The sequence below is a fragment of the Clostridium sp. LIBA-8841 genome (genome assembly GCF_057782475.1).
Genome location: NZ_CM173488.1, coordinates 3,609,157 through 3,627,543, shown reverse-complemented (window position 1 = coordinate 3,627,543; position 18,387 = coordinate 3,609,157). Strand labels below are relative to the sequence as shown.

Annotated in this window: 15 protein-coding genes and 7 tRNA genes; all 22 read left to right on the top strand. The window is 28.9% G+C overall.

Going from position 1 to position 18,387, the window contains the following annotated elements; genetic code table 11:
* Nucleotides 1-14: 14 nt before the first annotated feature.
* The 22 genes from AC2A4K_RS16225 to tilS all read left to right on the top strand — a co-directional run bounded on the left by AC2A4K_RS16225 (nucleotide 15) and on the right by tilS (nucleotide 18,385).
* Nucleotides 15-1,172 carry a S1C family serine protease gene (locus AC2A4K_RS16225; protein WP_322504734.1) on the top strand — a complete coding sequence of 386 codons (1,158 nt, stop codon included), beginning with the start codon at nucleotides 15-17 and terminating at the stop codon, nucleotides 1,170-1,172.
* Between the two features lie 141 nt (nucleotides 1,173-1,313).
* Nucleotides 1,314-1,880: an aminoacyl-tRNA hydrolase gene (gene pth / locus AC2A4K_RS16220; protein WP_322504733.1), complete on the top strand. Its 567-nt coding sequence runs from the start codon at nucleotides 1,314-1,316 to the stop codon at nucleotides 1,878-1,880.
* A gap of 26 nt (nucleotides 1,881-1,906) precedes the next feature.
* Nucleotides 1,907-5,416, top strand: coding sequence for a transcription-repair coupling factor (gene mfd, locus AC2A4K_RS16215; protein WP_322504732.1), 3,510 nt, complete (start codon nucleotides 1,907-1,909; stop codon nucleotides 5,414-5,416).
* Between the two features lie 100 nt (nucleotides 5,417-5,516).
* The gene (locus AC2A4K_RS16210; protein WP_322504731.1) at nucleotides 5,517-6,542 is read left to right on the top strand and encodes a peptidylprolyl isomerase; all 1,026 of its coding nucleotides are present in this window, start codon (nucleotides 5,517-5,519) and stop codon (nucleotides 6,540-6,542) included.
* A 200-nt stretch (nucleotides 6,543-6,742) separates the two neighbouring features.
* Nucleotides 6,743-7,291: a stage V sporulation protein T gene (gene spoVT, locus AC2A4K_RS16205; RefSeq protein ID WP_322504730.1), complete on the top strand. Its 549-nt coding sequence runs from the start codon at nucleotides 6,743-6,745 to the stop codon at nucleotides 7,289-7,291.
* A gap of 211 nt (nucleotides 7,292-7,502) precedes the next feature.
* Nucleotides 7,503-9,035: a putative polysaccharide biosynthesis protein gene (locus tag AC2A4K_RS16200; RefSeq protein ID WP_322504729.1), complete on the top strand. Its 1,533-nt coding sequence runs from the start codon at nucleotides 7,503-7,505 to the stop codon at nucleotides 9,033-9,035.
* A 29-nt stretch (nucleotides 9,036-9,064) separates the two neighbouring features.
* A complete protein-coding gene (yabN, locus tag AC2A4K_RS16195; RefSeq protein ID WP_322504728.1) occupies nucleotides 9,065-10,516 on the top strand; it encodes a bifunctional methyltransferase/pyrophosphohydrolase YabN in 1,452 nt (483 codons plus the stop codon).
* 216 nt (nucleotides 10,517-10,732) lie between these two features.
* Nucleotides 10,733-11,008, top strand: a complete 276-nt coding sequence (locus AC2A4K_RS16190; protein ID WP_322504727.1) for an HU family DNA-binding protein — start codon at nucleotides 10,733-10,735, stop codon at nucleotides 11,006-11,008.
* A gap of 119 nt (nucleotides 11,009-11,127) precedes the next feature.
* Nucleotides 11,128-11,388 carry an RNA-binding S4 domain-containing protein gene (locus tag AC2A4K_RS16185; protein ID WP_322504726.1) on the top strand — a complete coding sequence of 87 codons (261 nt, stop codon included), beginning with the start codon at nucleotides 11,128-11,130 and terminating at the stop codon, nucleotides 11,386-11,388.
* Nucleotides 11,389-11,519: 131 nt separating this feature from the next.
* Nucleotides 11,520-11,819 carry a sporulation protein YabP gene (yabP, locus tag AC2A4K_RS16180; protein ID WP_322504725.1) on the top strand — a complete coding sequence of 100 codons (300 nt, stop codon included), beginning with the start codon at nucleotides 11,520-11,522 and terminating at the stop codon, nucleotides 11,817-11,819.
* Nucleotides 11,820-11,828: 9 nt separating this feature from the next.
* A complete protein-coding gene (gene yabQ / locus AC2A4K_RS16175; RefSeq protein WP_322504724.1) occupies nucleotides 11,829-12,203 on the top strand; it encodes a spore cortex biosynthesis protein YabQ in 375 nt (124 codons plus the stop codon).
* Nucleotides 12,204-12,297: 94 nt separating this feature from the next.
* Nucleotides 12,298-12,618, top strand: coding sequence for an FtsB family cell division protein (locus AC2A4K_RS16170; RefSeq protein WP_322504723.1), 321 nt, complete (start codon nucleotides 12,298-12,300; stop codon nucleotides 12,616-12,618).
* Between the two features lie 59 nt (nucleotides 12,619-12,677).
* Nucleotides 12,678-13,082, top strand: coding sequence for a S1 domain-containing RNA-binding protein (locus AC2A4K_RS16165; RefSeq protein ID WP_322504722.1), 405 nt, complete (start codon nucleotides 12,678-12,680; stop codon nucleotides 13,080-13,082).
* Between the two features lie 325 nt (nucleotides 13,083-13,407).
* Nucleotides 13,408-13,496: transfer RNA gene (locus tag AC2A4K_RS16160), tRNA-Leu, on the top strand.
* Nucleotides 13,497-13,502: 6 nt separating this feature from the next.
* A tRNA-Met gene (locus AC2A4K_RS16155) sits at nucleotides 13,503-13,578 on the top strand.
* Nucleotides 13,579-13,581: 3 nt separating this feature from the next.
* Nucleotides 13,582-13,658 (top strand) — tRNA-Met (locus AC2A4K_RS16150).
* A 16-nt stretch (nucleotides 13,659-13,674) separates the two neighbouring features.
* Nucleotides 13,675-13,763: transfer RNA gene (locus tag AC2A4K_RS16145), tRNA-Leu, on the top strand.
* A gap of 7 nt (nucleotides 13,764-13,770) precedes the next feature.
* Nucleotides 13,771-13,846: transfer RNA gene (locus tag AC2A4K_RS16140), tRNA-Met, on the top strand.
* Nucleotides 13,847-13,849: 3 nt separating this feature from the next.
* Nucleotides 13,850-13,926: transfer RNA gene (locus tag AC2A4K_RS16135), tRNA-Met, on the top strand.
* Nucleotides 13,927-13,942: 16 nt separating this feature from the next.
* Nucleotides 13,943-14,031 (top strand) — tRNA-Leu (locus tag AC2A4K_RS16130).
* A gap of 335 nt (nucleotides 14,032-14,366) precedes the next feature.
* Nucleotides 14,367-16,757, top strand: coding sequence for a stage II sporulation protein E (gene spoIIE / locus AC2A4K_RS16125; protein WP_322504721.1), 2,391 nt, complete (start codon nucleotides 14,367-14,369; stop codon nucleotides 16,755-16,757).
* A 218-nt stretch (nucleotides 16,758-16,975) separates the two neighbouring features.
* Nucleotides 16,976-18,385, top strand: a complete 1,410-nt coding sequence (tilS, locus tag AC2A4K_RS16120) for a tRNA lysidine(34) synthetase TilS (RefSeq protein ID WP_322504720.1) — start codon at nucleotides 16,976-16,978, stop codon at nucleotides 18,383-18,385.
* Nucleotides 18,386-18,387 lie beyond the last annotated feature (2 nt).

Below are 18,387 nucleotides of genomic sequence, written 5' to 3'. Positions count from 1 at the left end.
CATAGGAGGTCTTTATGGGGAAGTTTTTTAAGCACTCTAAAAATGGGAAGGATCTCCATGAATTAAGTGAAAAAAACTATGACAATATAGTGATTAAAAAAGATAAGAAAAGATTCTGGATAAAAAGCTTTTTAAGGTTAGCAAGTTTTATTATGTTAGTTATAGTTACAAGCTTTATAGCTTTTAAGCACTATACTAAGGATTTAACTATAGAGAGTCAAAATACTAATCTTTTAAATGAGATAAAAGATGGGAGATATGACATAACTAATTTAGTTAATAAATCTGCAAGTGGTATTGTTACTGTTGGAGATAATAAGAAGAATTTATCTATAGGTGAAAATAATGATAAAAATATATCTGGAATTGTTATTAGAACTGATGGATACATAATTACTAGCTATAGTGCTATAAAGGATTTTCCAGAGATATATGTAAAAATATCAAGTAATGATATAAGTCCTTTCCAAGCAGTACTGGTTGGATTCGATAAAGATACTGACATAGCAGTATTAAAGGTAGAATCCAATGGATTAAAGAGTATATCAACCTCTGAACTTGAAGTTTTAGAAACAGGAGAAAGAGTCGCAACATTAGGAAATATAATATGTGAAGAGCCGTTAGGTTTTGTAGCTAATGGAATAGTAAGTGCACCGATTAAGAAGGTAACTATAGGTGAAGAAGATCATTCAGATTCAAAGGTAGTCGATGTTATAGAGACTAGTTCACTAATAAATGAAGCTAATAATAGTGGTATATTATGTGACTACAATGGAAAAGTTGTTGGAATAAATAGTTTATATTTTACCAATAAGTTTTCAAAACCAGGAGTATATTATGCCTTAGAAATAAATGATGCTTTAAGAATAGCTGACTCTATAATAAGAGAAGGTAGTGTTACTACTGGAACAACATTAGGTGTTACAGGGACTACTGTTGCAGATGAAAAACATAATGTTTATGGAATTTATGTAGAAGATGTTGATAAAGGTAGCAATGCATTTAATGCAGGAATAAAGCCTACGGATATAATAGTTGAAGTAGATGGTAAAAAGGTTAAAAATATAGAAAGTTTAGCTGATTTACTAAAAAAACATTCTGTAGGAGATATAGTTAAGATTAAAGTTATTAGAGGAGAATCTGTAAAAGATATTTCTGTAACTTTAAAATAATTATAAAAAAGAAATATAACCCTTCACGTAATTTGGTGAAGGGTTTTTTATTGTTTTATACTAATAGTAAAAGTATAATTAAAGAATGATTTAATTAAAATAATTTAGAAACGTAATTATATAATTATAATGGAGGACAATATGATTTTAATAGTTGGATTAGGCAACCCAGGAAAACAATACGAACAAACTAGACATAATATCGGATTTGATGTAATTGATTATATGGCAAATAAGTATAATATTGATGTAAATAGGGAAAAATTTAAAGGTCTTTGTGGAGAAGGTTTTATAGAAAATAATAAGGTTATTTTATTAAAACCTTTAACATATATGAACTTAAGTGGAGAAAGTATAAGAGAACTTGCTAATTTTTATAAATTAGAAAATGATGAAATCATAGTAGTTTATGATGACATAAGTTTAGATATTGGAAAATTAAGAATAAGAGAAAAAGGTAGTGCTGGAGGTCATAATGGAATCAAGAGCATAATACAAAACCTTGGTGGAGATGAATTCCCAAGAGTTAAAGTTGGGGTAGGACAACCTAAAGATAATTTAGTAAATCATGTTTTGGGAAAATTTTCAAAAGAAGATAGAGAACATGTAGAAAAAGTTATTCCAGTAGTAAGTGATGCAATTGTTGAAATTGTTAAAAATGATGCTAAGGAATCAATGAATAAGTTTAATGGAGTTAAGATAGATTAATTTATTTTAGAATGGCGGTGTTTAGATTGAGGTTACAGGGGTTAATGACTCCTTTATTAAATAGTGATGCTTTTCAAAAGGTTAAATCTTTTATGGAAAGCGGGAGTTATCCAGTAATGGTGAATGGGTTATCAGATTCAGGTAAGTCTTATTTTATAAATGGGGTGTATGAGGAGTCAGATAAGCCTATAGTTGTTGTTACACATAATGATATTGAAGCTAGAAATATATATGAAGATTTATCATTTTATCTACCGAATGTATATTACTTACCTTCAAGAGAAATTGTATTTTACAATATAGATGCTATTTCTGGAGATGTAAGATGGGCAAGGTTAAAAGTTATAAAAGAGATGTTAAGAAGTAATAAAAAGATAATAGTTACTTCCATAGATGCTTTTGCAGCGACTTACACACCTAAGGAACTTTATAAAAGTCACATATTAAAGGTTAAAGTTGGAGATGAAGTTGATTTAAAAGAACTTGCGAATAAGCTTGTTGAATCAGGATATGAAAGATTAGAAACTGTTGAAGGTAAGGGTGAATTTTCATTAAGAGGAGGAATATTAGATGTATTTCCTCCTAATTCAGTTAATCCTTTTAGAATAGAGCTTTTTGGAGATGAAGTTGATTCTATTAGAACATTTAATGTAGAGTCTCAAAGAAGTATAGAAAAAGTTAAGAAGGCTGAAATATTCCCTGCTAAGGAAATAATATTAAATAAAGAAACTATAGATTATGCTATAGATAAAATGAGAAAAGAGCTTTCAGACTTTGAGGATAAGGTTTCAGATAAAGAGATAAGGTATAGATTAAGAAAGATAATAGACAGAAATATAGAGTCTTTACAGGAAAACTGGAGCTTTGAAACCATAGACAGTTATCTTCCGTTTTTCTTTGATAAACCAGCCACATTATTTGATTATTTAAAGAATTATACTTTTATAATTGATGATGCCAAAAGATGTAAGGGAAAGTTAGAAAGCACTATTTTTGAATTTAATGAAAACTATGAAGCCTTTTTAGAAAGAGGAAATATCCTTCCTTCTCAAATAAATTTAAGTTTAAGTGCTGAAGAAGTACAAGAGTTATTTAAGGGCAATAACTTAATAAACTTAGTGCCATTTGGTGGAGGTGGAGGATTTATAGAGTCCTTCAATAAGGTTGAATTAAAGCAAAGTACTATGAGTGGATATCAGGGACAACTTGATATGCTTATAGATGACATAAGAGAAAAAAAGAAAAATGGATTTAAGACATTAATACTTTCAGGAACAAGACCAAGAGGTGAAAGGTTAGTTGATACCTTAAGAGAGTTAGAAATAGAAAGTGTTTATAAGGATGATGTTAAGGAAATAAAAGGTGGAGAGGTTGTTATAACCTTTGGAAATCAAAATAAAGGATTTGAATATCCTGATATGAAAACTTGTTTAATATCAGATAAAAGTATCTTTGGAGATGCTAAAAGAGCTAAAAAGACAAAGAAGAAAAAATCAAAAGGTGTTTCAAAAATTAAAAGTTTTGCAGAATTAAAACCTGGAGATTATGTAGTTCATGTGAATAGCGGTATAGGTGTTTATAAAGGGATAAAACAAATAGAAGTTCAAGGACATAAGAGAGATTATTTAGATATTGAATATTCAAAAGGGGATAAGCTTTATGTACCTGTTGAACAATTAGATTTAGTACAAAAATATATTGGCTCAGATAGTGCTTCACCTAAGATAAGTAAGCTTGGAGGCAATGAGTGGCAAAAAGCTAAGGCTAAAGTAAGAAAATCTATAAATGATATTGCTGGAGACTTAGTTAAATTATATGCTGAGAGATCAACAGTAAAAGGATATAGATTCTCTAAGGATACTCAATGGCAAAAACAATTTGAGGATGAATTCCCTTATGAAGAAACACCAGATCAATTAACAGCTCTTGAAGATATAAAAGAAGATATGGAAGCAACTAAAGTTATGGATAGATTGCTTTGCGGAGATGTTGGTTATGGTAAAACAGAGGTTGCTGTAAGAGCTGCCTTTAAGGCTGTAATGGATGGAAAACAAGTAGCATTCCTAGTTCCTACAACAATACTTGCAGAACAGCATTATAAAAATATGAAGAAGAGATTTGCAGGGTTCCCTATAACTATAGACATGATAAGTAGATTTAGAACTAAGAAGCAACAAACAGAAACATTGAAAGCTTTAAAAGAAGGAAATGTAGATATACTGATAGGAACGCATAGACTTGTTTCTAAGGATATTCAATTTAAGGATTTAGGTCTTCTTATTGTTGATGAAGAACAGAGATTTGGAGTGGCACAAAAGGAAAAGATAAAGAGTTTCAAAAAGAATGTTGATGTTCTTACTTTAAGTGCAACGCCTATTCCAAGAACTCTTCACATGTCACTTACTGGAGTAAGAGATATATCTGTAATAGAGACTCCGCCAGAAAATAGATATCCTATACAAACATATGTTGTAGAACAAAATGATCAACTTATAAGAGATGCTATTTTAAGAGAAATAAATAGAGAGGGTCAAGTGTACTTTGTTCATAACAGAGTTGAAAGTATTCAAGAAGTGGCTAGTTATATACAGGAACTTGTCCCAGAATGCAAAGCCACAGTTATACATGGTCAAATGACAGAGAGACAATTAGAAACTGAAATGATAGATTTTATGGAAAGAAAATATGACGTATTAGTATGTACTTCCATAATAGAAACAGGAATAGATATTCCAAATGTTAATACCATGATTGTAAATAATGCAGATAAAATGGGACTTTCTCAGCTTTATCAGTTAAGAGGAAGAGTTGGTAGAAGTAATAAGGTTGCTTATGCATATTTCTTATACCAGAGGGACAAAGTTTTAACTGAAGTAGCAGAGAAAAGACTTAAAGCACTAAAGGATTTTACAGAGCTTGGTTCAGGCTTCAAAATAGCTATGAGAGACCTTGAAATAAGAGGTGCTGGAAATATGATGGGCTCAGCTCAACATGGACATATGGCATCTATAGGATATGATTTATATTGTAGAATGTTAGAGGATACAATAAAAATTATAAAAGGTGAAATAGAAAGAGAACCTGTTGAGACTATTGTAGATTTAAAGGTCGATGCGTTTATTCCTTCAAGTTATATAAAAGATGAGATTCAAAAGATTGAAGTATACAAGAAGATTGCAGCTATAGAAAATGAAGAGGATTATGCATATGTGAAAGAAGAGTTAGAGGATAGATTCTCTAATATACCAAATATGGTTTATAACCTTATGGATATAGCTTATATAAAGAGTAAAGCTAAGCTTTTAAATATTGAAGAAATAAAAGAGAAAAATGATGACATAATATTTATCTTTGAAAGTAGAGAAAGAACAAATAAGAAGATATTTAAGATGCTTTTAGAAAACTATAGAGATGATATATTAATTGAGTTCGGTGATAAACCAACATTCTTATATAGAGGAAAAGATAAGAAAAAAGAGGATATATTAGCTACTTTCAAAGAAATGTTAGACGATATATTGGTGTTAAATAATTAATAATTTATAAATTGAAATATTATTGTAACATTGATATACTAAAATGGAATCTGACTAGAATATTATGTAAATTATAATCGGAGAAAGGCGAGGTATTAAAATGGTAAGTGTAAAAAAATTAGTAGCATCTGCGTTAGTTGGAGTTTTAATGTTCACAGCTGTTGGATGTAACATGGTAGAAAAAACTCAAGCAGCTATTGATAAGACTACTGTAGCTACAGTTAATGGAGAGAAGATAACTTTAGGAGAGGTTGATTCACACTTAAAAGGAATGTTTACTCAGTTACAAACTCAATATGGGGATAAATACATGGAAGATCCTCAAGTTGCACAACAAATTTTACAACAAAGACAAAGTGTGTTAAATGGTTTAGTAACTGATAAAGTTTTAGTTATTGAAGCGGGCAAATTAGGAATAACACCATCAGAAGATGAAATTAATAAAAAAGTTAATGAACAATTCGATAAGATAAAGACTAGTATGGGAGATAACTTTAATAAAGCTTTAGAGGCAGAAGGATATACAGAAGATACTTTTAAAGCATTCTTAAAAGATCAAGTTATAGCCGAAGCAACAGTAGATTATGCTACTAAAGATGTAAAAGTAACTAACGAAGATATACAAAAATATTATGATGAAAATAAACAACAGTTTGTAGTTCAAGCTGGTGCTGATGCAAAACACTTATTATTCCCAACTGAGGAAGAAGCTCAAAAAGCATATGATGAAATACAATCAGGAGCAACAACTTTTGATGATTTATTTAATAAATATGAGAAAAACACAGATCCTAAGAAAGAGCCAATAGCAGAAAATTTAGGAAGAGTAGATTACAATAATTCAAATTTTGATCCTGCATTTATGGAAGGATTAAAACCATTAAAAGATGGTGAAATTTCAAAACCTGTTAAGAGTTCATTTGGATATCATATAATTCAAGTTAACAATGTTACTGATAAAGAAACACAATTAACATTAGATCAAGCTAAAGATCAAATAACAACAGCTTTAGAAAACCAAAAGAAAAAAGAAGCTTATCAAAAAGATTTAGATCAATGGAAAAAAGATTTAAATGTTAAAACTTATGATGACAAATTAAAAGAAGGCTTAAATTTAAGCAAATAATTTAAAAAAAAGAAAGACTTATGGAAGTTAATCCATAAGTCTTTTTTTTATAGAGTTTTCATAAAAGTTTTCTTTAATTGGTTATTAAATTAAAAGATAACATAAATATAATCAATGTGTATAAAATTTCAAATAAATTAAATACTATTATTGTAGACAAAGATTAGTGATTAGTATTTATATAAGGGAGGTACATATAAATGAAAGCCACTGGAATAGTAAGACGTATTGATGATTTAGGTAGAGTTGTAATACCTAAAGAAATAAGAAGAACTTTAAGAATAAGAGAAGGAGATCCTTTAGAGATTTTTACTGATAGAGAAGGTGGAGTAATACTTAAAAAATATTCACCAATAGGAGAGTTAACAGACTTTTCAAAGGAATATGCAGAAGCCTTACAACAATCTACAGGTCATATAATTCTCATATCAGATAACGATGCATTTATATCTGTAAGTGGAACATCCAAGAAAGAATTTATGGAAAGAAAAATAAGTGATGAGTTAGAAGATATAATGGATAAGAGAAAATCAGTAATACTAGGTGTTAATAACAAAAACATCATACCAATGCATGGAGATGATGATGAAAGTAAGTACAGCAGTCAAGTTATAGCACCAATATTAGCAGAAGGAGATACAATTGGGGCTGTAGTTATTCTTTCTAAAGAAGGAAAAACTTTAGGAGAAGTTGAACAAAAGCTAGCAGAAACAGCAGCAGCCTTTTTAGGAAAACAAATGGAACAATAAACAAACCAGTTATCATAATTTAATATTTGTATTTCAAATAGTAATAATACCTCTGAATTTACAATAATATAAAATGAGACTTAATTCAGAGAGAGTAATGCTCCCTCTGAATTTTAAAGTAATATCTAGAAGTTTAGCGGAATTTTTAATTAAGCATAAATAAATCTAGTATCTTAAGGTAAAGTAGTTATTTAAAATTTGGAGGTATTTTATGAAGAAACAATCCCTTATAAAAGGTAGTCTTGTGCTTGCTTGTGCTGGTATATTAGCCAAATTTCTTGGCTTGTTTTTTAGATGGCCATTAATAATGCTTATAGGAGATGAAGGATTAGGTTATTATCAGATGACGTATCCTTTATATATGCTTTTTGTAGCTATTGCAGCAGGAATTCCTATAGCAGTATCTAAGTTGGTATCGGAAAAAAATGCTTTAGGAAAATATGAGGAAAGTTTTCAAGTAATAAAAGAAGCTTTAAAAGTAATGGTTTTGTTAGGTATAGGGACAAGCATATTTTTAGCCATAGGCGGAAAGTTTCTTTTACCATTTTTAAAATGGGATGATAAGGCTTATTATTCTATTTTAGGTATCTGTTTAGCTCCTACATTAATAGGATTGATAACACCTATTAGAGGCTTTTTTCAAGGGTTTCAGAATATGACGCCAACGGCAATATCTCAGATTTTAGAACAAATTGGAAGAGTGATAGTTGGTGTTGGACTAGCTTATATATTAATTGATAAAGGGATTGAGTACTCAGCAGGAGGAGCATCCTTTGGGGCTGTAGCTGGAGCTTTTGTAGCTGCATTATATTTAATACCTAAGTATAGAAAAATAAAGAAGAGTTTTAATTTAGGAAAAATAAAAGGTAGCCATAAAATATTTATGGAGATAATAAATATAGCACTTCCTATATCTATAGGGGCTGCTGTAGGAAGCATTATGGGAGTTATAGATTCTGTTTTAGTTCCGCAAAAGCTTTTACAGGCTGGATTTACAGGGCAGGAGGCTACTGTTTTATATGCTCAGTTAACAGGTAAAGCTACTGTGTTTACTAATGTTCCAATGACTTTAGCAACTGCATTAGCAGCGTCTATAATACCTATAATTTCTGAATTATATGTTCTTAAAAATAAAGTTCAGGTTAAAGAAAAAATAGATACTACAATGAAATTATGTATGATAGTTGCTATCCCATGTTTTTTAGGATTATTTTTCATGGCTGAACCTATAATGAACCTTTTATTTCCAGGGAAATCAGAAGGCTTTATGATATTGAAGTATTTATCAATAAGTGTTCCATTTTTAGTTGGAACTCAGATAACAACATCAATATTACAAGGTATGGGATATTATTATAGACCAGTAGTTCATTTGTTAATAGGATGTATTTTAAAAGTAATCTTAACAATGAGTTTAATACCTATAAAATCTTTAAATATTTATGGTGCTGTAATAGCAACAATAATATCTTATTCTGTGGTATTAGTATTGAATTTAATATACATGTCCAAGAAATTTAAATATTCTCCTAATATAAAAAATGTATTAGTAAAACCTATATTTGCATCAATTTTAATGATTGGTACAGTTTTATATTTATATTCACAGGCTTTGAAATATAGCGGAAGTAACAGTATAGCTTGCTTAATAGCCATATTTATGGGTATTATTATATATATGATATCATTGGTAGTGCTTAAAATTTTTAATGTAGATGAAATAAAGGGACGACTAAGAAGTTAAGTTTTATAAATTGCGAAGGAGAGTATGGAATGCTTAAGATAATGGGTTTAGGACCAGGTGCCTATGAAGCTTTAACAATAGGTGCTTTGAAAGAACTAAAAAACAATAAGAATATATATTTTAGGACAGAAAAACATCCTACAGTAGATTTTTTAAAAGAAGAGGGAATTAAGTTTGAATCATATGATCATGCATATGAAAAATATGATAGCTTTGATGATGTTTATAGATACATTGCAGAGGATTTAATAGCTAAGATTAAGGATGATGAAGATTTAATATATGCAGTGCCAGGACATCCTTTAGTAGCTGAAAAGTCTGTAATAAATCTAATTAATTTATGTAAGGAAAATGATATTCAATATGAAGTATTACCAGCAGTTAGTTTTGTAGATGCTATGATGGAAGCCTTACAAGTAGATCCAATAGAAGGTGTAAAAATAGTTGATGCTTTTGATATGAAGAATCAAATATTAGATAAGCGTGTTGGAACTATAATAACTCAGGTTTATAATAATTTTATAGCTTCAGAAGTTAAATTAAGACTTTTAGAAGGATACAAAGATGATACTGAAATAATCTTTGTAAGGGCAGCTGGTATTGAAGGATTAGAAAGTATAAGGAAAATACCTTTATATGAGTTAGATTGGCAAGAAGATATAGATTATTTAACTTCAATTTATATACCTAAAGATTTAGAGAATAAAAAGGATTTTCAAGATTTATTAGATATTATAGAAACTCTAAGAAATCCAGGAGGATGTCCTTGGGATAGGGAACAAACTCATGAAAGTTTAAAGAGTGCTCTTATTGAAGAGTGCTATGAAGTAATAGATGCAATTGAAAATGAAGATGATGATGCTTTAATAGAAGAACTTGGAGATGTCTTATTGCAGGTTATTTTCCATGCTTCCATAGGTAAAGAAGATGGATATTTTGACATTATGGACGTAATAGGTGCTATTTCAGGAAAGATGATAAATAGACATCCTCACGTATTTTCAAATGGAGAAGCTGAAAACTCAGAGGAAGTTTTAGCTAATTGGGATGAAATAAAGAAAAAAGAAAAAGGAATTGAAACTTTAACAGAGGAAATGAAAAACATAGCAAAATCTCTTCCAGCAACAACAAGAGCTTATAAGGTTCAAAAGAAAGCTAAAAAGGTTGGGTTTGACTGGGATGATATAAATTGTGCTATGGATAAAGTAAAAGAAGAATTAAATGAAATAAAAGATGTTTATAATTGTGAAGATAAGTCAATAATAGAAGGTGAAGTAGGTGACTTACTTTTTGCTTGTATAAACGTAGCTAGATTCTTAGAAGTTGATGGAGAATTAGCTTTAGATAAGACTATTAAAAAGTTTATAAACAGATTCTCTTACATCGAGAATGAGGCAATAAAGAATAATAAAAACCTAAAGGATATGACTTTAGAAGAGATGGATAAACTATGGGAAGATGCTAAAACAAGTGAAAAATAAGTGTTTTTAGAAATTTATGGTTTATTAAGATGCAAAAAAACATAAATTTTAAAAAAAATGCAAAAATATCAGTATTTTTAGGGCAAAAATTGAAAGTATTGACTATACAAAGAAAGAAATATATATTATGATAATATAAGTTGATACTAGTTGAGTTTAATAACTGGTAAACAATTATTGCAGTAAATTAACTGGAATTTTAAGGAGGATGTAAAAGTGAATAAAGCAGAATTAATAACAAGCATGGCTGAAAAAAGCAACTTAACTAAAAAAGATGCTGAATTAGCTTTAAAAGCATTCATAGAAAGCGTTAGCGAAACTTTAGCTAATGGAGATAAAGTTCAATTAGTTGGATTTGGAACTTTCGAAACTAGAGTAAGAGCTGAAAGAGAAGGAAGAAACCCAAGAACTAAAGAAGTTATAAAAATACCTGCTTCAATAGCTCCAGTATTCAAGCCAGGTAAAGAATTAAAAGAAAAAGTTAACGCTTAATTTATAATAAATAAGTTGTGTTAATTGAACTTTAAAGAAGCCCGAGTCTTACTCGGGCTTTTTTATCAATATTGAGGAATTTAAATCAAATATAGGATTTTTAATATGGAGGATAGGATATGAGATTAGACAAGTATTTAAAAGTTTCTAGAATAATTAAAAGAAGAACAGTTGCTAAAGAAGCTTGTGAGAGTGGGAGAGTAATAATAAATGGTAAATTTGCTAAACCTTCAAATGATATAAAAGAAGGAGATATAATAGAAATATTATTTGGTAACAGAACTTTAAAAGCAAGAGTTATAAATATTGCTGAGCATGTTAGAAAAGAAAATGCTAAAGAGATGTACGAGATCTTAGAAGGCGAAGAAGATAAAGAGTAATATGTTTAAATTAAATATTTATTATATAGGATGACTAATATAATTTGAAAAAGTTATATTAGTCATTTTTTTGTATGCAATTGAATAAGCATAAGTTAGGAAAAATATTTTTTTACATAGGAGGCTTTCTTATGATTGATAAAAAAGATGAAAATAAAACTACAGAATGTACCAGTAACTTATTCTTAGAAAATAGAAAACTTTTATCACTTACAGGAGTAAAGGAAGTTATAAACTTTGATGAGGAAAAGATTAGTTTAAAAACAAATTTAGGTCCATTATTGATTAAGGGGTCTGGATTAAAGATGAACAAATTAGATGTTCAAAATGGGGAGGTTATAATAGGAGGATTTATTAGTAACATTAATTATTTAAATAAAAAGAATAAAGTGAAAAAAAGTAGAAATTTAATTTCTAAAATATTTAAATAGGTGGTAGATATGCTTTTAGATATAAATATTCAATTTAGAATTGTTATTTTTGCAATAATATCTGGACTGATAGTCGGATTTTTGTTTGATATTTATAGAGAGTTTAGGGGAGCTTGCAAAAATAAAATATTAATAACAATAGAAGATATCTTATTTTGGATATGGTGTAGCTTAGTTATATTCATATTTTTATTAAAATATAATTATGCATTTTTAGGTGCATATGTATATGTATTTATGGGAATAACTTTATTGATTTATTTAAAATGTTTATCTAAATACTTTAGAAGAATACAACATAGAATTTTAGCTATACTATTAAAGAATATGAGAATAATATTTAAAAATATAAGATATGTCTTAAAAAATACATTCACAAATTAAAAAGTTAATTTGCAAGGGAAAAATTTCTTGAATTAAGGTATAATAGTGTTTACAATAGACTTATACATACCATTCTAAGTATGGGGGTATAAGAGTGAAGAAAAGAATGAATTTAAAGAATTTGGTGATAATTATATTGATTGCTATATTCTGCATATCATATGTGAGACAAGAACTTGCAATGAATAAAATACAAAAAGACATAGAAGCTAAGCAAACTCAGCTTAATGAGCTTCAAGATAAAAATAAAAAGTTACAAAATGAGGTAAACCAATCTTCAACAGACGAATACATAGAAAGAATGGCTAGAGAAAGATTAGGTATGATTAAAGAAGGCGAGAAAGTTATTACAAACTCAGATTCACCTCAAGACAAACAAAATAATACTGAAACAAAAAACAATCAAGATAAATAAGGTTATTATTAAAAATAACATATATTTTATTTATAAATTTAAGGAGGAATCTTTTAAACATGACCTTAATGGCAGGAAACATATTAGAGGGTAGAATAATTAACATCACAAACTTTGGTGCGTTTGTTGAAGTGGAAGGAAAAACAGGTTTAGTTCATATATCTGAAGTAGCAGATACTTATGTTAAAGATATAAGAGAGCATCTTAAAGAGGATGACAAAGTTAAAGTTAAAGTAATATCAGTTGATGATAAAGGCAAAATAAGCTTATCAATAAAGCAAGCTATGCCACCAAAAAAGAAATCTGTTAAACCTGCAGATTTTGAGTGGAAGAATGAAAAGAAAGCTAAGCCAAAGCAAAACTTTGAGGATATAATGTCAAAATTCTTAAAAGATAGTGAAGAAAGACTTCAAGATGTAAAGAAACATCAAGACGTTAAACAAAGAAAAAGAAAATCAATTTAATAGTATTTTTTAAAATCTCTTAGAAGTTTTCTAAGGGATTTTAAATTTTATAATAGAAAGTTATATGAAAATGATGATTGTAAAAATAAATTTTAGAAATATATTAAAGGTTTTTAGAAGAGATTTTTATTATTTTTCTTATTAGTTTTAAAAAAGATAGGGAAAATTATAGAGGTTTTTTTCTAATATTTTTAAGTTATATGCTAGATTTCATGGGCTTTTGTTAATATTTATAATAATTTTTATAAAAAACTTTAAAAAATATGTTGACAGTATCCTAATGCTTATGTATAATAAATCTTGTCGTTGGGAAACACGATGACATGCCGAAGTGGCGGAACTGGCAGACGCACAGGACTTAAAATCCTGCGGTGCTAACACACCGTACCGGTTCGATTCCGGTCTTCGGCACCACAACATCGCGGGGTGGAGCAGCTGGTAGCTCGTCGGGCTCATAACCCGAAGGTCGTAGGTTCAAGTCCTGCCCCCGCAACCACATGGCGGGATAGCTCAGCTGGCTAGAGCATTCGGTTCATACCCGAAGGGTCGCAAGTTCGAATCTTGTTCCCGCTACCATTTAAACTTAATATATGCCGAAGTGGCGGAACTGGCAGACGCACAGGACTTAAAATCCTGCGATGCTAACACATCGTACCGGTTCGATTCCGGTCTTCGGCACCAATAATATCGCGGGGTGGAGCAGCTGGTAGCTCGTCGGGCTCATAACCCGAAGGTCGTAGGTTCAAGTCCTGCCCCCGCAACCACATGGCGGGATAGCTCAGCTGGCTAGAGCATTCGGTTCATACCCGAAGGGTCGCAAGTTCGAATCTTGTTCCCGCTACCATTTAAACTTAATATATGCCGAAGTGGCGGAACTGGCAGACGCACAGGACTTAAAATCCTGCGGTGCTAACACACCGTACCGGTTCGATTCCGGTCTTCGGCACCAAAACTCATCTTAATTAAGATGAGTTTTTTTGTTTTACACTTCTTTTTTTCTAAATTAATTATCTTTTTAAATAGATAAAAAATTACTTTATTCAACAAAAATATATTTATTAGATTCTAAAAAAAGATAATATATCCTTTAAAAGATTATAGAAATTCAATTATTTCCATTAAACTGGAAATAAAATTATAAATATAGTATAAAAAAATAAATTTCCTAAAAATTTTTGTTTGATTATGTCTTAAAAAAATAAAAAAACAGCACCATTAATTTACAAATATTTCCTTTTAATCTTGCTATAATGTTGATAAAGATAGAAGGTTAGGAGGATAAATATGCAATATGGAGTTAAAATTGATAATTACAAAAGAGTAAAGGATTCAGAAAAGGTAAAAAATAATATAAAAATAGAAGCTTCTACTGTTGGTCTTATTATGTCTATGGTTGCAGGGATATTAATAAGTAGAGTGTATTTAGATATGACCTTTGGAGTAGTACAAGTATTAGCTCCATTTGGATTAGCATATTTAATCGCAATAACAAATTATGAAAAAAAATATATACTAGCTTCTAGTTTAGGCGTAGTAGTGGGATACGCTACTTTGTTTAATAAGCCTATAAGTTTTCCAGCTTACATAATAATAGCAGCTATAATTACCATAATTTCTATGAGTAAAGTAGCCAAGAAAACTAGAAATATAATAAGTTTTATTATTATATTTTCTATATTATTTGCCTATGGGGTTTTAGTAGGAAAATCTGATTTCATTTTATATTTAATAAACGCGGCTTCGGTTACAGCTTTAGCATTTCCTATATATTATGTTGTAAGTTATACATTAAAATGTGTAGAAGAAATAAATACTCAACATTTTTTCTCTATAGATGAAATAGTTAGCATAGAATTATTTTTATGTTTACTAATTGTTGGTATCGGAACTGTATCAGTATATGATGTGAGTTTTAGAAATATAGTAGCGATACTTTTCATTATAGCTTTAGCATTTATTTCAGATACAAATATGGGAGCTAGCGCTGGTATCACTATGGGAATAATATTAGGATTTACCACAGGAAATCTTATGGAAAGTATAGCTATTTATGGAGCTTGTGGTTTGGTAGCTGGAATTTTTAGAGAATCAGGAAAGTTTTTTACGGCTCTATCATTTAACATAATTTTTGTAATAGTAACTTTATATTCAGGAATATTTAATAATATTCTATTTATTGAAGTATTAGTGGGTACAGGGATATTCCTTCTAATTCCTAAAAAATTATACAATAAAGTTTCTCTAGAAATAAATAAAGATAAAAAGGTTGATTATTTTAGTGAAGTCAGATTTAGTAAGATTAAGGATGAGTTAACTGATAGACTTAAAGATTTTACTGATGTTTTATCTATAATGGGCAAATCTTTAAACAATTTAGTAAGCAATGATAAATTAGCTATAAAAAATAAAGGAAATGCTTTAGTGGAAAATTTATCTGATAGAACTTGTAGTGAGTGTGATATGAGATATATGTGTTGGAAGAGAGAACTTCATCAAACATATAATGCTTTTTCAGAGCTTATAATAAACTATGAAAACAACTCAGGAACTTTTCCTCATGAGCTTGAGAAAAAATGTATTAAAAAATATGCTTTAATGAAAAATTTAGAAGATATAATGAATATCCATATGATTAATGAAACATTGAGAAATAGATTAGGAGAAGGAAGAAAAATATTATCAAATCATATAAATAATATGTCAGTTACAATCGGTGAGATAGTTGATGAGTTTGGAAATGAACTTCATTTATGTACAGATATAGAAAAAAATATAAAGAAATCTCTTTTGAAATACGGAATTAAATTTGGAAGTTTAATATGTTATAACGATAAAAATGGAAGAATTAAAGTGAAAATGCAAATGGAAAATTGTATGGGAGCTCAAAACTGTATTAAAACTGTACTTCCTATAATAAGTGAATCCATAGGAAAAAATATGAGCATTGGAAGTGAAGGATGTAACATAAATAGTAAAAACAATATGTGTGAAGTAGTTATTGAAGAATCTCCTAAATATCATGTTACTTCTCATGTTGCAGTCGCAACTAAGGAAGGAGAAAAATTTACTGGAGACTCATATTCATATGGTAGAACTAAAGATGGAAATTATATTACTGTAATATCAGATGGTATGGGATCAGGACCTGAAGCTGGATTAGAAAGTAAAGTTTCTGTTGAAATAATAGAGAAATTTATGGAAGTCGGTTTTGATGAAAAAATAGCAATTGATGCAGTGAATGCAATAATGAGTATAAAATTTAGCGAAGATGAGAAGTTTTCTACATTAGATATGAATAAGATAGATTTATACACTGGTGATGCTAAATTTATGAAGGTTGGGGCTATAGAGAGTTTTATAAAGAGAGGAAATAAGATAGAAGTTATAAATTCTAATACACTTCCTTTTGGAGTGTTGGAGGAGCCTGATATAGATACTGTTGAAAAACAAGTAGGAAATGGTGATGTTATAGTTAGTATAAGTGATGGAATTTTAGATGTGAAAAATGATGGAAGCTTTGATACAACATGGTTAATTGAATTCTTAAAAAATACCAAGTATAGACAACCTAAAGAGTTATCAGTGGCTATTTTAGAAAAGGCAAAAGAGTTAAGTGGTGGAAAAGCCAAGGATGATATGACTGTTGTTGTATCTAAGGTTTTTGGAATAAATTAAGAAAGGAGAGTGGGTAAGAACAAAATAAAATCTATATTTATATGTTATTTATAGGTTTTATTTAAAAGTAAAAGTTCTTATGCACTTTCTTTTATTTTTAAGTAAACTATTAAATTTATTATTTTAAATGAATTATACGAACTTTTTTTATAACCTAATGGATTTTTTTATGTGTTATAATATTAGGGCAAAATATAATATTTATGGAGTGAGTTACAATGAAGAAAAAAGTTATAGATTTTATACAAGAGAACTCCATGATTAAAAGTGGAGATAAGGTTTTAGTGGCTTTATCAGGTGGACCAGATTCAGTATGTCTACTACATATTTTAAGTGAGTTGAGAGATTTATTACATATAGAAGTATATGCAGCACATGTTAACCATTGTTTAAGAGGAGAAAGTGCTTTAAAAGATGAAGCTTATGTTGAGGAGCTTTGCAAAAGCTTAAATATAGAATGTTTTATAAAGAGAGTTGATATAAATAAAATAAGTGAAGAAAGAAATATTTCCACGGAAATGGCTGGAAGAGAAGAGCGATATAAGTTTTTTGAAAAATTAAAAACTGAACACTCATTAGATAAGATTGCTATAGCACATAACGCTAATGATCAAGCTGAAACACTTATTATGAGAGCTTTAAGAGGAACTGGAATAGAAGGTTTAGTTGGAATTAGGCCAGTTAGAGATGAGATTTTCATAAGACCTATATTAATTTTAAGAAGAAACGAAATTGAAGAATACTGTGAAATAAACAATCTAAAACCTAGAATAGATGAAACTAATTTAGAAGAAATATATTCAAGAAATAAAATAAGGTTAAAGGCTATACCATTTATAGAAAAAAACTTTAATCCTGATATAGTAACTGCATTAAATAGGTTAGCTTATAGTTGTAGTAAGGATGTAGAGTTCATACAGGAAGAGGTTGAAAAGAGATTTCCTAAATTGTGTGTAAGAGAAAATAATAGCATAGTCATTAAAGAAGAAGCATTTAATGAAAAGGAAACCATATTAACAAGAATAATAAAAAAAGCTTTGTTTGAGGTTAGTTCAAAGCATAATAACTTTGAACTAAAACATATATATGACATAATTGCTTTAAAGGATAAAGGAACAGGTAAACAAATAAATATAACTAATGGCGTAGTTGCTTTAAATGAATATGGACAAATAAGAATAAAGTTAGTTGATATTTCAAAGATTAAAGAGAATAAAGTTTTAAATTTAGAAAATATTAAAAATGAGTTAGATGAAAAGAAAAAAGTTATAATAGAAGATAAAATTTTAGGAAAATATGAACTAATAGTAGAAGATTTTAAAAAAGGTGAAAAATTTTCAAAAGATAGATTTATAAAGTCTTTTGATTATGATAAAATTTCCAATATAGAGATTAGATTTAGACAAAATGGAGATAAAATAATTCCTTTAGGAATGAAAAGTAGTAAAAAGATAAAAGATATATTTATAAATAATAAGATACCTAAAGAAGAAAGAGATTTTATTCCCTTAGTGCTGTTTAATAATGAAATAGCATGGATTGTAGGATCTAATGTTAGTGAAACATTTAAAGTTACAAATAAAACTAAAAAGGTAATTAAAATTACTTTTGGAGGAAAGGAAAATTAATT

What these genes read in the sequence shown, in the direction of transcription:
- AC2A4K_RS16225 (WP_322504734.1), top strand. Translation starts at nt 15, where the DNA reads ATGGGGAAGTTTTTTAAGCACTCTAAAAATGGGAAGGATCTCCATGAA.
- pth (WP_322504733.1), top strand. Translation starts at nt 1,314, where the DNA reads ATGATTTTAATAGTTGGATTAGGCAACCCAGGAAAACAATACGAACAA.
- AC2A4K_RS16210 (WP_322504731.1), top strand. Translation starts at nt 5,517, where the DNA reads ATGGTAAGTGTAAAAAAATTAGTAGCATCTGCGTTAGTTGGAGTTTTA.
- spoVT (WP_322504730.1), top strand. Translation starts at nt 6,743, where the DNA reads ATGAAAGCCACTGGAATAGTAAGACGTATTGATGATTTAGGTAGAGTT.
- AC2A4K_RS16200 (WP_322504729.1), top strand. Translation starts at nt 7,503, where the DNA reads ATGAAGAAACAATCCCTTATAAAAGGTAGTCTTGTGCTTGCTTGTGCT.
- yabN (WP_322504728.1), top strand. Translation starts at nt 9,065, where the DNA reads ATGCTTAAGATAATGGGTTTAGGACCAGGTGCCTATGAAGCTTTAACA.
- AC2A4K_RS16185 (WP_322504726.1), top strand. Translation starts at nt 11,128, where the DNA reads ATGAGATTAGACAAGTATTTAAAAGTTTCTAGAATAATTAAAAGAAGA.
- yabP (WP_322504725.1), top strand. Translation starts at nt 11,520, where the DNA reads ATGATTGATAAAAAAGATGAAAATAAAACTACAGAATGTACCAGTAAC.
- yabQ (WP_322504724.1), top strand. Translation starts at nt 11,829, where the DNA reads ATGCTTTTAGATATAAATATTCAATTTAGAATTGTTATTTTTGCAATA.
- AC2A4K_RS16165 (WP_322504722.1), top strand. Translation starts at nt 12,678, where the DNA reads ATGACCTTAATGGCAGGAAACATATTAGAGGGTAGAATAATTAACATC.
- spoIIE (WP_322504721.1), top strand. Translation starts at nt 14,367, where the DNA reads ATGCAATATGGAGTTAAAATTGATAATTACAAAAGAGTAAAGGATTCA.
- tilS (WP_322504720.1), top strand. Translation starts at nt 16,976, where the DNA reads ATGAAGAAAAAAGTTATAGATTTTATACAAGAGAACTCCATGATTAAA.